At 51.6% G+C, this 14,665-nt stretch carries 8 protein-coding genes; all 8 read right to left on the reverse strand.

The features are described 5' to 3' along the window. Positions 1-140 precede the first annotated feature (140 nt). Positions 141-1,262 carry a hypothetical protein gene (locus B2R17_RS00795; RefSeq protein ID WP_007331467.1) on the reverse strand — a complete coding sequence of 374 codons (1,122 nt, stop codon included), beginning with the start codon at positions 1,260-1,262 and terminating at the stop codon, positions 141-143. After that, entirely contained in the window at positions 1,259-2,548 is a 1,290-nt protein-coding gene (locus tag B2R17_RS00800) for a hypothetical protein (RefSeq protein WP_286762448.1), read from the reverse strand. The genes B2R17_RS00795 and B2R17_RS00800 overlap by 4 nt, the downstream gene beginning before the upstream one ends. 283 nt (positions 2,549-2,831) lie before the next feature. Then, complete coding sequence (locus tag B2R17_RS00805; RefSeq protein ID WP_286762449.1) at positions 2,832-6,425, reverse strand: P-loop NTPase fold protein; 3,594 nt, start codon at positions 6,423-6,425, stop codon at positions 2,832-2,834. Between the two features lie 39 nt (positions 6,426-6,464). Then, positions 6,465-9,593 (reverse strand): type I restriction endonuclease subunit R, encoded by a 3,129-nt coding sequence (locus tag B2R17_RS00810; protein WP_286762450.1) that lies wholly within the window; start codon positions 9,591-9,593, stop codon positions 6,465-6,467. 205 nt (positions 9,594-9,798) lie between these two features. Continuing rightward, on the reverse strand, positions 9,799-11,460 hold the full coding sequence (locus B2R17_RS00815; protein WP_286762451.1) for an ATP-binding protein: 1,662 nt from the start codon (positions 11,458-11,460) through the stop codon (positions 9,799-9,801). Then, positions 11,457-12,770 carry a restriction endonuclease subunit S gene (locus tag B2R17_RS00820; protein WP_286762452.1) on the reverse strand — a complete coding sequence of 438 codons (1,314 nt, stop codon included), beginning with the start codon at positions 12,768-12,770 and terminating at the stop codon, positions 11,457-11,459. The genes B2R17_RS00815 and B2R17_RS00820 overlap by 4 nt, the downstream gene beginning before the upstream one ends. Then, positions 12,767-13,123 (reverse strand): hypothetical protein, encoded by a 357-nt coding sequence (locus B2R17_RS00825; protein ID WP_286762453.1) that lies wholly within the window; start codon positions 13,121-13,123, stop codon positions 12,767-12,769. The genes B2R17_RS00820 and B2R17_RS00825 overlap by 4 nt, the downstream gene beginning before the upstream one ends. Further along, positions 13,120-14,665, reverse strand: a 1,546-nt coding sequence (locus B2R17_RS00830) for an HsdM family class I SAM-dependent methyltransferase (RefSeq protein ID WP_286762454.1), incomplete at its 5' end; no start/stop codon positions are given. The genes B2R17_RS00830 and B2R17_RS00825, both read right to left, overlap by 4 nt.

Here is a 14,665-nt window from a genome sequence, read left to right on the forward strand (position 1 = left end):
TTAATATCCCTCGATTTCGGTAAACCGGTGGCGGCCGCCGGAGAACCTAATCAGACCATCCTACTTTCCGTCAATCTATTCGCTAGGCTGAACACCAAACACAAGACCTGACCCTGGGGAAGCCGCCCCTGATCTGAAAACTAGGCAGTTCCCCTCGGTTCATGTGCAGACCTTGAAAGTCGTTTCACGAAATGCGATTCGCATACTTTGCGAACCTCTTCGGGCAGCCCACTAGATCTCGCAACATAATCGACAACATGCATTGCAAGCATAAGCGACTGCTGCTGACCGTTGTCGAAGCAAGGCAATATTTCCCTGCCGAAGTTTAGGTCAATTGAAGCTAGCTGAAGAAGTTGCGGCACTTGAAACGCAGCCTTGGGATTCTCTAGCATCTTTCTTGAGAGCTGGACAAATCGCTCCCATTGCGGTAGCGACAAATTGTTGTCGTCGACGTGCTGTTGACCACGTGCTTCAAGCAACTGCTTTCGTAGATCGGAAAAGAATTTGTATTGCTCTTTACCGCCCCAAATCACCGTTTTTAATGCGTCCGAAAGTTCTTTCTCAGTGCTGGGATGCAGATGGCGCTGAAACACCTTTCCTACACATGCAGCCAAACCAACGGAAAACACAGATGCCAGATTGACAACCATCGCGTTATGCTCCTGTTTCGCCGGATCGATTTCTTTTGCGGACGCCTTGCCTTCGCCAATAGCACGTCGCAGCAGATGTGTGAACTCTGCTGTTTCCCAAGCACCGGATGAAACAAACTCTACCAACGGGTCGAGACCAGGGAATCGTTTACGCAGTGACCACAACTGTTCAAAATCTGCAGCTCCATATGAATGTGTGTCTGTCCCATCAGGAAACACCATCGCGTGATCGAACGTCTTGAAATCCTTCTCATCTAGCAGAAAGACGCTCATGGAACTCGCAAACAACTTATGGTCTGCCTCTATCGGCTGATTTGCACGACGCTGCAATACGATGTAGCCTTCGCTTGCGTTGTAGTTGGACATCAGACCGCTGAGCCAAATCACTCGATTCGCGGGCGATTGCCCCTTGAGGGTTTTGCAGTCCCCAAGTAACACCTCCCAGCGTAGATTGTCGTTTGGACGAATTCCGAAGACATCGATATCGGTAATCAACTTCTGTTTGTGATGCTCGCCAGCTGAAAAATAAACAGGAACTTCAGGAATTGAAAACCAACCCTGGGCTGAGAAGTGTTTGAAGAGCAAGTCTTTCTGTTTCGCATCTTTCATCATTTTGCACCTCGTAGCAGAAAGCCGTCTATCTCTTCACGCGTCTCGGGATCCGTACTAACGACGTTGTCTTTAAGGATGCGTTTACGCCCAACCAAAGAGTCAACATAGGTTTCACCTTTACGAATCGCGAGGACTATGTCTTCGTCAGCACCAGGAGCGCTGCTCTCACCCGATACCATCTGCATGGCAAGGTTAATCGCTTCACGATTCTCGGGTAGGTCATTCAATATAAAACGGTACTTGGTTCCGCTATCGTGCACGAGATGCCCCACCCTCAACGCAGCAACTTGCCGATACTGTTCGACAGCCTCTGAATTTGCGCCGATAAAGCCACTGTCTCGCAGTTTTCGGAGTATCGCACGCGGTGACCAAATGCGATATTGAGCAGGTAGCAATTGCCCCTGACGAACTGCAGCAACGAGTGCCATTGCCGCTTCAAAAACGTGTCTCTTAAAGGGCGGAACTCCAGTGTGCTGAGGAGGTGGGCCAAAAAGAAAGTGGTTGGTTCCCGCGTGAGTTGTCTGAATCGCCGGTGGTGGAGCAAAGCCTTCGGACGCAAGCAGTTGCACAACTGCTAAGTCCACCTTCGATAGCTTCGTTCCTGAAATCTCGCCCTGTTTCAGAATCAGACTAAGCGGCCAACCTTGGTTGTCCTTCAACAGCTTTAAAATTCGAGCGACCCTTGCGCCTCCGTGCCCAGCGACAAGGTCGGCATAAGCGGTGGTGGATTCAGTGAAGTACGTCGGTGATACGACGATGTCGCGTCCACGCGCTCGCTGACTCGATAGGAACTTGCATTCGTTACCAATTTCAAGAACCCGCATGACAAGGCGTTTTTCTGCACCTGCTCCGAGAATCGAATCTTTAGCAAGCGGCGACGATGCCAACCGAGACTGAAGATCAACTGCAAATTGCTCATGTTCGGACATGTTATTTGCTTCATCAAGTTCTCCCAGTCCGAGGAAAAGTGCATCATAGTAAGGAACATCTGGGATCACGGTTTTGATCGTGCTGCCTTCAGTGTCAAGCTTTACGAACTCAACCTTCGCCAGAAGCTCGAGTACTGGACGGACCGCATGTGTGGTAAAATCAAATAAGTAGACGGCCACATTCTTGACAACGTCATACTTTACTGGCCCTGCCCCGCGGAGATGAAGTGCTAATCTCGTTGCCATTCCGAGAAGCTGAAGATTTTCAAACTCCGTAACCGATGATCGTTCGAGGCACAGCGTGATGTCATGTGACCGAACCACACGTTCTTTAGATTTCTCTTCTTTACTTGCCATTTCGCTTGCCCATGTCCAAGGAACACTTCCAATTAGCCAGGACGGTTCTTCCTCCGGCTAGGTTTGCATTAAACTTTAAAAACTTGTTGGTTTTTCAATCACTCGTTCTGTAATGCTTCCAGATCGCCGCAGAGCACTGGCCGACACCGAAGCACTCTTCTTCTGGCGACGATTTATCGCCAAGCTACCTCACGTCGGGATGTCGCTCAAAGCTGACCACGTTCGAAAGCAGAATCAGATTGATTTTCCGTAAGTAATATTATCACTTTTAGCCATCGAGGCATTAAGTATCCGTTTGCTGTGCGGAATTGGAATGCTCGGAAGGATCTTTCGTTTTTGTAATGATCCGGATACCCTTCTCGTCTTGCTTGTACTGGGATATGAAGCCCTTGTCTCGCAAGGCCTTTGCCAAATCTACGTTAACCTCGGTTTCGTCAAATGTCGGCCGCTTGCCATAATTAGCAATCTCATCGTAGGGAGATCCAATTTTTTGAAGAACGCTCATGACCTTGGCTTCGTCCCATTGTGCGATCATGCAAACAAGAAGTTTGGCTGCATCGAAACTCGCCACAGCAGAGATAACTCTTTCGACATAATCATCGGCAAAGTCGCCAATCGACGTATTAGGACTGGTTAATATTTGGAAAACTTCTTGCAACAGTGGTTCGTCGCCCTCGAAGTCAATGGATCCAGCTTTTAAAAGCAATTTACTTTTCGCATCCTGCGGAACTGATGACTTTATAAGCCCTGACAGTTCCATCTCGTCCAACGGCCAATCGTCCACGTTCTCCTGAAAAGTAGAAAACTGCTCCTCGATCAATGCTACACGCAGCTCGGCATCTCCTTCTAAAACACCGTAAGTCTCCTGAGACAACTCAATCATCCCAGAGCGAATCAGGTGCAGCTTTTTCTCACGTTCAATCTCTATTGGAAACTCTGCGATGGAGCCCAAATCGGGACCAATAAGCTTCTTGTAGCTTTCGAGTTTCATCTCATCGAAATTAACGAGAAAGCTAAACAGTTCTGGTTGAATTTGCTTCCGATCGTTTGCCAACCCTGCACTGACGTCGTCGGATCGAAAAACTGACGATATCTGCTGCAAATCCTCTGATTCGTCCAGCAGCTCTTCGAAGTTTTGCCAATCAATTGCAAACTTACCTTCCTCAACGATCTTGGTCCAGTAATGCTTTGGCACGTTCAAGAACCTGAGTCGTGCATCTTGTCGATCGATTACTCTCTCTCCGATGCTCTCTTCAAGCCCTTGCTTTGATAGTAACTTCTCAACGCCGTCTTGTGGCTCTGCAACGGTTGAGTCCACCTTCAGAAAGCAACTCTTAACGAAATCGTTGATCTGTCCGTAAACATAATCGACAACAGTGGACGGAGCTTTTTCCAAGCTGACGAACATCTGGGATTGAGCCACTTCCGAGTCCACTCCATTCCATGCGAGAATCGTGGCGACGTTCATCGGTGTTATCTTCCATAATGCATGATTCACCACATGTTCGATCGCTGCCGAGCGATCTTCGTTCGGAAGGTTCGGAAAGCGGATGTCACTGATAAGTAATCCGCTTTCCGCCAACAGAGGAAGTCGTCTAACGAGTTCGGGACAATCAAATATATCGGGAGCGGATTGCTCAATGAGTTGCGTGAACGTACTTGGATGCCGCCTCGTAGCGATAGTACTATCCTTCGCTCTTTTAAGAATTTCCTTCATGTGCGGAAGCGGGTTTGAGCATCCGGCTGTGGTGTCCAGGAAGTCGTCCCAAGCCTCGATGAGCGTCCATAGTAGTTTCTCGGGATACTCTCCTTCTACATAGTAGGCCTCGAGAAAACGAAAAGCTTCGTTTGGGAATGCCTTGACCCCCTCAACCAACCTGGGTCGATGAAGAGCCGCCGCCTCACCGAGGACATGATCGACTATGGTGATGTTGAAACCTTGGGGCTTACCGAACAATCCATCGTCGAGGATTAAAAGTATCTCACTCGGAGTGTCGATCTTCTCGCCAAAAGGAATTTCATCACTCTTGTTGAATCTTTGGACGAATTCCCGGTCGGCTCGGGTAGTAGCACCCTTATGAAAATACGACGTGTAATAGTCGTAGTCTTCTCCAAGATACCCTTCTGTTACGAGGTAGACGAAGAGATCGCCATGTTCGAATGCCGCAACTCTTTCTGTAATCTCCTCCGCTGAGAAAACGCGTTTCATCGGGATGTAGCGTGCGTCACGTAACTCCCTTTTGACCGCGACACGCCTAGCTGCAATACCCTCGTTCTCAAGCTGGGCGGCTCTGTCGATCTTTCGTAATCTATCTTCGACGGAGAGCCCTGGGTGGATGGCCTGCTCTAAGTCCGATCTCGGGATCTGCGCGACTCGTTGATTTTGCGCGTTGAGTAATTGAATATCAGTGCTTGTTTGCAGCGCGGTCAAGATTAATTCAGCGTCGCCGTAGATACTTGTCCTTTGTCCGCCTGCTTGGTGAATATTCCGAATTGACCCGTGATGCCGCCGCTGAATAGCTCCGACATACGCGCAGGCCAATGCCTCACGAGACCGAATTTGTCCTTCCCGAGCCTGCGTCTCTACCTCGTTGATCTGCTGAAGCTCCTGGCTGAGCAGCTCCCGCTTCTTCCGCCTCCTTTCCTGTAGTTCTCCGACGAGCTTCGCAAGTATTCCCGCATTCATGTGAAGTTTCCCAAAATCGCTTGGGAAAAACACCTTGTACAGAATGATCGCGAACAGTTTGTTTGGATCGAGATTTGTATCAGAGAGGATTCTGCGATACAGGGAGTATTCGTTCACTATGTTTACCAAGTGACGGTTGTCCGTAACGTAGACCGTGACTTGACGAAGAAACTTGTCTTGCAGCGCCACCCTCAGTCCTGCCTTCTCCAGCTTGTTGTACAGCACGTCGTAAGCGTTTCCCGAACTGACGAAGGGTACAACAGGAATAAGAAGGTCAAAGAATTTTGTTCGATCCTTTCCTTTGAAAAGATCATCGCGTATCGCAAAAAGGAAGACGATTGGTTTCGTATAGTTCGGTCTTACATCCGGATTCGCATTGATAAGCTGATTGATCTCGCGAATTTTCGTAAAAATTTCAGTCTTGCCAAATCGATCCAGATCTTCAATAACAACAACGTCACAAGGCGTTTCTTGAAAGAAATATACGATTTCGTCCAAGTGCTTATTGAAGACAGACTCCTTGGATTTGTCCTCCGTTTCGATCTCAGCGTTCTTGAGAGAGAGCTTTTTTATGGAGAGTCCCGCACTTGCTTTGAGTATGCCGTGGAGAATTGCAACAAACAGGATCAGCCAAACCAAAGCGACGCTTCCCGTCAGTACATATTCCTGCAAACTATTTGCCTGAGCCACAAATCCTTCGAGTTTTTCCCAGTAGTGCAACGCCGCCCCTGTCGCAATTGCAAAAACACTGAGGAAGAAAGCCTTTGTACGCAACCAAGTCGGCGTTCGGATCTTCTTAAACCGTGAGTACTCTAACTCCTTTCTGCCTGCGCTATAAATGAGCTGTTGAAGAATGCTCTTCTCGATTCTGTCGGATGAAATTGACTTTTCATCATCGCCCTCGAAAGTAGCTAGCGAGATTCGTATGAATTTTTGTTTGGGGTAGTTGTTGCGGAAGGCGTTGATGAGACTCGTCTTTCCCGCGCCGTAGGGACCGGTTACAGCCACGCAGGTGACGTCAGTTTCGATGATTGTCGCGAAAGCAGCAGCGTAGCGAGCGTAGGTTTCCGGGTCTGCGACTGGCAAGAGCGCTTCAAGCTGGTCTTCTTTGTTATCCAGCTCGCTTTCATCAGTTGAAAAGCGAAACCAGTCTTTCAACTTCTCAAATTGTCGCGACATGATATGGAGCATGTATTATGAATCGGTTCTCAGTTTTCCTACGATCGCTGTTCATGCTGCGCCTCCAGGAGGTGACTCGTCATTTTCTCGTAACGCTTCATACAGTTTCGATGGGCCGATGAGAATGTCGCGGAGGCCTTCTTGGACGGATTGGGAATTGAGAACTTGGGTGCTCATCTCGGTGTGGGCGTCGAGGGCTTGCATGACCGCGTTGAGTATTTCGGTTTTTAAGTCCGGTGAGTTGGCGAACTGTTCTTTCGTGTTGTTGCGGGCTTGTTGGATCAGTGTTTCCGATTCCAGCAGTTTGCCTTTGAGCACGTTGTTGACGTAGACGAGTTTGTCGTTGTCGGTCAATTCGCCGTCGAATAGGTCGTTGACCTTTTCGATGATCTCGGAGAGATAGGCGGTTTCTTTCTCACGGACCTGTCCTGATCCGGCGGCGGTGAGCGGATCGAGGAGCAGTGTTTCGCCTTCTTTCAAGTTCATCTTTTGTTTACCGCGGTTCTTCAGATTGTGGTGAGTCAGACGGACTTCAGATAGGTCGACACTTACTCGCTCGCGACCGAACTTCAGCAACCGTACGAGGTGCTTGTAGAAGATCGCTCGCTTTTCCAAATCCGTGTTGCCGTAGTCGAAGATCTGCGACAGGAAGGTGTAGGCTCGGGTGTAGCTGACTATATCACCGCGAAATAGCGTCAGTGCGTCCATTGTGTCCTTGGCTTCTTGTGCAGCCGTCTTGTTCTTGGCCTCCTTTGCTGTCTTGAACGCCTCGCGGGCCGCCGCGTATTGCTTCAACAAGCGGTCGGCGACGGGAGTGATCGCCGCTTCGAGTTGGCTTTGCTTCGCTTTCGGGTTGAGCACGACGGTGACGACGCGGTCGACTTCGTAGTCATCGTAATGTCCGCTTTCGTCCAATTTGGTGCGGAGATCCAAAACCAAGTTCGGATCGGTCGCCCCGGACAGTTCCGCCGTTTCATGGTACGTCTTGAATGCGGCCAGGATGTCATCGGGATCGTTGGCAAAATCCAGCACATACGTTTGATCTTTGCCGGGACTACAGCGGTTCAATCGCGAGATGGTTTGAACGGCCTGAATCCCGTCGAGCCGCTTGTCGACGTACATGCCGCACAATAGTGGTTGATCGAAGCCGGTTTGAAACTTATTTGCGACCAGCAAGATTTGATAATCGGGTTCGTTGAATGCGGTGCGGATGTCCCGACCGTCGAGACCGGGGTTCAACTCCTTGGACGTTTCCTTAAAGGGATCGGGGCCGGATTCTTTGTCGTTGACTTCGCCGGAGAACGCGACGAGCGTTTTCAACGGATAGCCGCGATCCTTGATGTATCGGTTGATGGCGAGCTGCCACCGCACTGCTTCGAGGCGACTGCTGACCACGACCATCGCTTTGGCTTGTCCGTCGAGCAGCGGTGCAATCGTCTCGCGGTAATGCTCGACGATGATCTGGACCTTTTGAGAAATGTTGTACGGGTGCAACTTCACCCACCCCATGATGCCCTTCATCGCAGCCGAACGTTCGACTTCAGTGTCCGACCATTCCTTTCCGCCGCTGGCCAGTTTGAATGCCAACTTGTACGAGACATAGTTTTGCAGCACATCCAGGATGAAGCCCTCTTCGATCGCCTGCCGCATCGAGTAAACATGAAAGGGTTGCGGGAGGTTGTCGTCGGATGCGGGCTGGTCCGGTTTGGGACGCCGGCCAAACAGCTCCAACGTTTTCGGTTTGGGAGTGGCCGTGAAAGCAACGTAGGTGATGTTCTTGTCGTCGCTGCGAGATTGCATCTGTGCAGCCAAGACATCCTCACTGCTCACGTCACCGCCATCGTCGAGTTGTTCACGTTCTTCGGCGGAGAGCAATTCCTTCAGCTTCGTCGCCGCCTCGCCGGTTTGGGAACTGTGTGCTTCATCCGCGATCACAGCAAACGCCTTGCCCTCGGTAGCCGTCAATTCACGAACGGCTTTCAGGGCGAACGGGAAAGTTTGGATAGTGCAAACGACAATCTTCTTGTCGCCAGAAAGAGCTTCAGCCAACTGGGAACTTTTACTGCCTTTTTTGCTTTCGATCGTCGCGACAACTCCCTTCTTGCGTTCAAACGCTGCCAGTTCCTCTTGCAGCTGCCCGTCGATGACATTGCGGTCCGAAACCACAATCACCGTATCGAAAACCTTCTTATCATCGGCGTCATGCAAATCGGCCAAAAAGTGAGCCGTCCAAGCAATCGTTTTTGTTTTCCCACTGCCCGCCGAATGCTGAATCAAATACTTCTGTCCGGGCCCCTCCTCCAACACTGCGGCACGTAATTTCCGTGTCGAATCGAGCTGATGAAAACGTGGAAAGATGATCGACTTGATCTGCTTCTTCTTGTCCAATTCCGTGACCAAGTACCGGCCCAGAATTTCTAGCCACAACTGACGAGCGAACACACGCTCCCACAGATATGCGGTCTTGTGACCATCGGGATTGATTGGGTTTCCGGCGGCGCCGTTGTCGCCCAAGTTGAACGGCAAGAAGAACGTCTTGGCACCCTTCAAGTGCGTCGTCATTCGCACCTCGCTGCTGCTGACGGCGAAATGCACCAAGGCACCGCTAGGGAATTTCAGCAGTGGTTCGGCCGCCTTCCCTTTTGGTTGGGGATTTCGGTCGAAGCGATATTGATCGACCGCATCATGAATGCTTTGCGTGAAGTCCGTCTTCAGTTCGATCGTGGCGACGGGTAGGCCGTTGAGAAACAAAACCAGATCAATGCTGTTCTCGTTGTGGATCGAGTAGCGAACCTGACGAACGACTCGCAAGCGGTTCGCTTCGTAACGCTGCATGATGTCGGGGTTCATCCCCAGAGCCGGTTTGAACTCGGCCATTTTGATGCCGCGTTTCAGCCCGAGCATGTCGAAGCCGTTCCGGATGACGCTGAGCGTTCCCTGTTTGTCGAGACAATCCCGCAGCCGTTTGACGAGCGTCGCCCCGGCGTTCTGGCCATGGTTCTTTTCGAGCGTTTTCCAAACCTCCGGCTGCGTTTGCTTGACCCAAGCCACCACATCCTTGGGAAACATCGCCAAAGAGCGGTCGTAGTTGGCCGCATCGCCGTCGGCATGCAGCCAGCCATTTTCAGCCAAATGCTGGCAAATTTCGTCCTCGAAGCTGATTTCTTTGTGCAGGCTCATCTCATGCTCCCAGTGCCGTTTGCCGTCATTTCGTTCGGACGCGATTGAGTACAAATCCGTCGATAATGCGACAAAAAAAGCACAGAATGGGACAATTGCGGGACGGAACGATGGGACGAGAATCTCCTCAAATCATTGATCTGCAAGCAATTAAGAAGAATCGTCGTCCCAAATTGCGGTACGTTTTGCGGTACGTTCCGGTACATTAATCCTCCTCCGTACTGAACCATCGGGCGGCACGACTCTTTCCCAGGAAGTCCGCTAACCCACGGTTCTTAAGGGTGCGAAGCATCGATCTGATCGTCGTGTGCGGCACGGAAGGAATCACTTGGCAAAGTTCGTCAAGGCTCGCTCCCGCCGCCCCGCTCTCGTCGATGTGCTTTTTTAGCAACGCCAAATTGTGCTCACGATCGAGCCCTTTGCGGCGAGTGTAATCGGCGGCTTTGCCGGCAAACTCGTAGAACTTGCGGGAAAGCATGAACGCACGGCCTTTGCCCCGTTCGATGATTCCCAAGTCGATCAAATGGTTAATCCGACGTTCCGCCTCTTTAGGCAACTTCTCGCCTCGGCTGGCCGCCGACATCAACAGCCAATCATGCGTGTGAAAAAACGCAGTGGTCTCATTAGAGACTTTTTCAACAAAGCGGACGAACGCGGGATCTTGAACCGTGCCGTGCAGCGTCAATCCAACTTGATACTGATCAGTTCGTGAAAACTCGGGTGCCGGCTTACTCTGCTTAATCAGGTCCTCGTAGATCAGGTTCATCCCTTGGCCCGAACGTTCGACCAAACCGCAACGCGTCAAGATTTCGGCGATGCGTCGATTGCGTGGGTTCTGGCGATCGAGGATGTTTTCAAGTGTGATGCCCACAGGCAAACTGCCGGGGCTATCGATTTCCAATCGCCTTGGATACTGACGAATGAAGATGCTGCCACCGAGTTGATAATTGCGGTGACTGACCGCGTTCAGGATGGCTTCACGAACCGGGCGTTCGTTGAACGTCGAGATCGGCGTGACGAACAACCCTTCCTGAAAATCTTGCTTGTCGTTTCGTAAGTTGATCTGCTGCCACAGTTCATCGTAGTAGCTGAAGAAACCACGACGATACTCTTTGCGATCCTGTGCCGGGCCGGAGGCATCCGACGACCGATACTCGAACACGATCTCCGCCGCCGCCAGGTTCCGCGTGAGTGCCCGATTGGTACCGAACAAAATCAGACCCGCGTAAGTGACATGACCGTCAACTATGGCTTCCACATCTTCCAGCAATTGAGCATCATCAAGCGATTGCACGCGGCGGGCTTGTTCCTGGTCCTCCGCTTTGTTGGCTTTGGCGATCCAACGGTTGCGAAAGTTGTCGATCGAATCCGCATCCAGATCGCTCAAGCTGAGCCCTCGGCAAATGTCGGCCGAGATGTCATGCCCGCTTTCGGCGTAGATCTCGCGAAGCCGATCATCGCTCATTTCGACGAGGCTGTCTTCTTTGCGAACCCAGCGATGCCCATCGTGTTGGATGGCGACGCCAACAGGACGTGACGGAACGGAGAACACTAGAACCCGGCTATCGGTGGCGCAGTCGGGATGGTCGATCTCCTCAAAGTCGATTCCCAATGGAATCCGTTCGCAGAGTCCCTTGCGAGTGCGTTCGGGCTGTAGAAACGCTTTCGAGCCGACGATCTGCCGAGGGCGTTCATCGGTCACACCCAGAATGATTTTTCCGCCGCCTTCATTGGCCAACGCGACGCAGTACTTCGTCAGTTCGTCAAAATGAAAATTGGAGCGTGCACTCTTGAACTCCAGGTTTTCGCCTTCCTTCCCGCGAATCCATTCCTCCAGAGCTGCGATGCGAGATGGATCAGCAGTCATGCGACAGCCTCCTCACTTACGAATCCACGCACGTCGATCTTGCCGGTGACTGCTGCGGAGATGAGGGCGGTGCGGCGTTCTTGGAGAAGTTCGATGGCTCGTTCGGCTTCCGCTATCAGCCGGGTTATCGCTTGCGACCTTTCTCGAATCGCCTCAACAATTACTTTTTGCTCCGTGACATTGGGGGCGGCAAACCAAAGTTCCAAGATTACAGACTGTGCGATGTTCTTCATGGATGGACTCGCACCAGTGGCTCCAAGTTCGATTGGTTCACGAGCAACCTCGCAGGTTAAGAAAAAGCAAAGAAACTCTGGCAACGAGTCCGAATGATCCATCCGTATCCGATAGAGCTTGTCGCAAAGCATCAAGTTTTCGCAGTCGCGATCGGCAACAGCAGCACTACCAACTAACTCGATAGTGTTAGCGCGAGAAATCAGTAAGTCGCCCGCTTGAATTCCAAGCTCTGGCCGAGGTTCAAGAGTTGGTGGAAGAGCTTTGTTTTCCTCCGAGGTAAACTTGCCGTAGTTAACACAGCCGACTTTTAAGACTCCCCACTGGCTTTCAGTTTGCACCGGGTCGTTCTCGCATTGGGGACTCCACCCTTGCTCGATTGACGTGATGGCATGTTTAACTCGCTGTACCTCCCAATGCCTTGGCACATCGCCGAGCCATTGGATGCCGGACGGTTTCATTGGGGCGTTGGGGTTGAGGCCTTTGGTGACCGCGTGACTGATAACCGCCTGACGCTTTTCCTTCAGCAACTCAATCAAGCGACGCTGCTCCGACACCAAGCCGTCGATCTTCGACGTTTCCACATCCAGAAACGACGCAATCGCCTTTTGCTCATCCGGCCTTGGGACGGGAATTCGTATTTTCGCCATTACGTCGTTCATCAACTTCGGATTGATGTCATGCCGAACATAAAAAGCTGTCGAGATACCGACCGCATGGACGGCATAGTCAAGAATTAAATCTTCAGATCTTGGCTTCAAAGTTCCGCACACGTTAGTGCAGTTGAATCTTCCAGATCGACGGAAAACTGTTCCAGCATTGGCACCGTCGGTTGTCCACGTCAAATAGTCGCCTTCAAAGTCGAAAGTATCAATTGCCCCCATACGCCCGTCGTTTTCCGTTTGCGACGAGAACACGGGGTACTCGCCCAAGTTGTCCATGATCGCTTCATGACTGATTACTCGACCACGTCCAATATCGAATAGCAACCAGATCGGAATATGGTCCCAGTGTTGCGGTAATTCGCCAAGCCACGGGACGCCACTGTCGTGATACTTGTCATATGCAGGAAAACTCATCGCGCGCCCTCCTCGCCTGACTCCGCATCATCATCCCACATCTCGCGGTAGGCTTGGATGTACTCGGCGGTGGCTATCGGATTGATCGTCCAGTAGTAGCGGCAAAGTTTGCGGAGTAGCTCCAATCCAACGGGATGGGCCGCTGAGTCGAGCAATTGATCGAGGACGCGCTCTATCGCGGCCGTGTCACGACACTTCTCCGCGATCAACTGATTGACGAATGGCCGTTGCGATTCAGCTAACTGAAGATGCAGTTCAGATATCTGTTGAGCGACGCCACTGACGGTTTGAAAGAACTCTTCGTAGGCTCCCGCGTCACCCTCGGGGCCACCGATGTTTTGCACTTCGTTCATTTGGAAAGCTCTCCGATCATGGCGACGATCCGATTGGTCACGCCTTTCAACTCTGCGTCAATCTCGTCGAGTTCCCGTGGCGGTTTGAACACGTAGAAATGTCGGTTGAAAGGGATCTCGTAACCGATCTTCGTTTTGTCCTCGTCGATCCAGGCGTCGGGAACGTGCGGTTTGACTTCGCGTGCAAAGTATTCGTGGATGTCTTCGCCGAGCGGCACCTCTTCGGTATCTCTTAGCTTGCTGTCGGGCTTGGGCTGGCCTTTGCGTTTGCCTTTGGTTTCCAGTTGTGGCTCGCCGTTGTTTTTCAGCAGCGGACGCTCGACCGTGATTGTTTGGTAGCCGAAGTCGGTCGTTTTGAAGATGCGGCTGATGGGCGTGCCGACCGAACCAGAGGCTAACGCCTTCTGGTTGAGGGGCTTGCCAGTTTCGGGATCGACGGTGACGTCTTTCGCTTCGCCGAATAGACGCGTGATCTCGGCAATGTGTTCGTCGCTAAGTTCTTTGCGTTTGCTGCCGAGACTCTTGCGCATCTTTTGCCACATGCCGCTCGCGTCGATCAATTGCACTTTGCCTTGGCGATGCTTCGGCTTGCGATTGGTCACGATCCAGATGTAAGTGCTGATGCCCGTGTTGTAAAACATGTCGGTCGGAAGGCCGATGATGGCTTCCAGCAAATCGTTTTCCAGCACGTAACGTCGGATCTCACTTTCCCCGCTTCCCGCGTTGCCGGTGAATAGAGGCGATCCGTTCAAGACGATCCCGAAGCGGCTGCCGCCATCCTTCGTTGGACGCATCTTGGAAATTAGATGCATCAGGAATAGCAGCGACCCATCACTGACGCGAGGCAGTCCCGGACCGAAGCGACCATTGAAACCTTCCTTCGTGTGTTCGTCCTTGATCGCCTTCTGAATCTTCTTCCATTCGACCCCAAACGGCGGATTGGAAAGCATGTAGTCAAACTGCTTTCCCGGCAGTCCATCGTCGGACAGCGTGTTGCCGTGAATGATCTGACTGATGTCCTGACCTTTGATCAACATGTCGGCTTTGCAGATTGCATAGGACTCTCCGTTGAGTTCCTGGCCATACATCACCAGCCGGGCGTCGGGATTCTGTTCGGCAAGGTGCTCTTGGGCGACGGACAACATGCCGCCGGTTCCGGCGGTGGGGTCATAGAGTGATCGGACGATGCCGGGTTTGGTCAATGCGTCGTCGTCTTCGATGAACAACAGATTGACCATCAACCGAATGACTTCGCGGGGCGTGAAGTGTTCTCCGGCGGTCTCGTTGCTAATCTCGGCAAACTTGCGGATCAATTCCTCGAACACGGTCCCCATCTGTTCATTGGTAACGACGTTCGGATGCAAATCGATGCCGGCGAACTTTTCAGCGACCAGGTACAGCAGATCGACCTTGGCCAATCGTTCGAGCTGCACATGGAAATCGAAACACTCGAAGATGTCACGGACTTCGGGTGAAAACGCCTGGATATAGCTGAACAGGTTTTCGGCGATGTTGTCCTGATCGCCCATCAGTGTTTTGAAG

This window comes from Rhodopirellula sp. UBA1907, assembly GCF_002337565.1.
Classification (GTDB): Bacteria; Planctomycetota; Planctomycetia; order Pirellulales; family Pirellulaceae; genus Rhodopirellula; species Rhodopirellula europaea.

Excerpts from the sequence above, each read along its gene's own strand:
- B2R17_RS00795 (WP_007331467.1), bottom strand. The coding sequence starts at position 1,262 with ATGATGAAAGATGCGAAACAGAAAGACTTGCTCTTCAAACACTTCTCA.
- B2R17_RS00800 (WP_286762448.1), bottom strand. The coding sequence starts at position 2,548 with ATGGCAAGTAAAGAAGAGAAATCTAAAGAACGTGTGGTTCGGTCACAT.
- B2R17_RS00805 (WP_286762449.1), bottom strand. The coding sequence starts at position 6,425 with ATGCTCCATATCATGTCGCGACAATTTGAGAAGTTGAAAGACTGGTTT.
- B2R17_RS00810 (WP_286762450.1), bottom strand. The coding sequence starts at position 9,593 with ATGAGCCTGCACAAAGAAATCAGCTTCGAGGACGAAATTTGCCAGCAT.
- B2R17_RS00815 (WP_286762451.1), bottom strand. The coding sequence starts at position 11,460 with ATGACTGCTGATCCATCTCGCATCGCAGCTCTGGAGGAATGGATTCGC.
- B2R17_RS00820 (WP_286762452.1), bottom strand. The coding sequence starts at position 12,770 with ATGAGTTTTCCTGCATATGACAAGTATCACGACAGTGGCGTCCCGTGG.
- B2R17_RS00825 (WP_286762453.1), bottom strand. The coding sequence starts at position 13,123 with ATGAACGAAGTGCAAAACATCGGTGGCCCCGAGGGTGACGCGGGAGCC.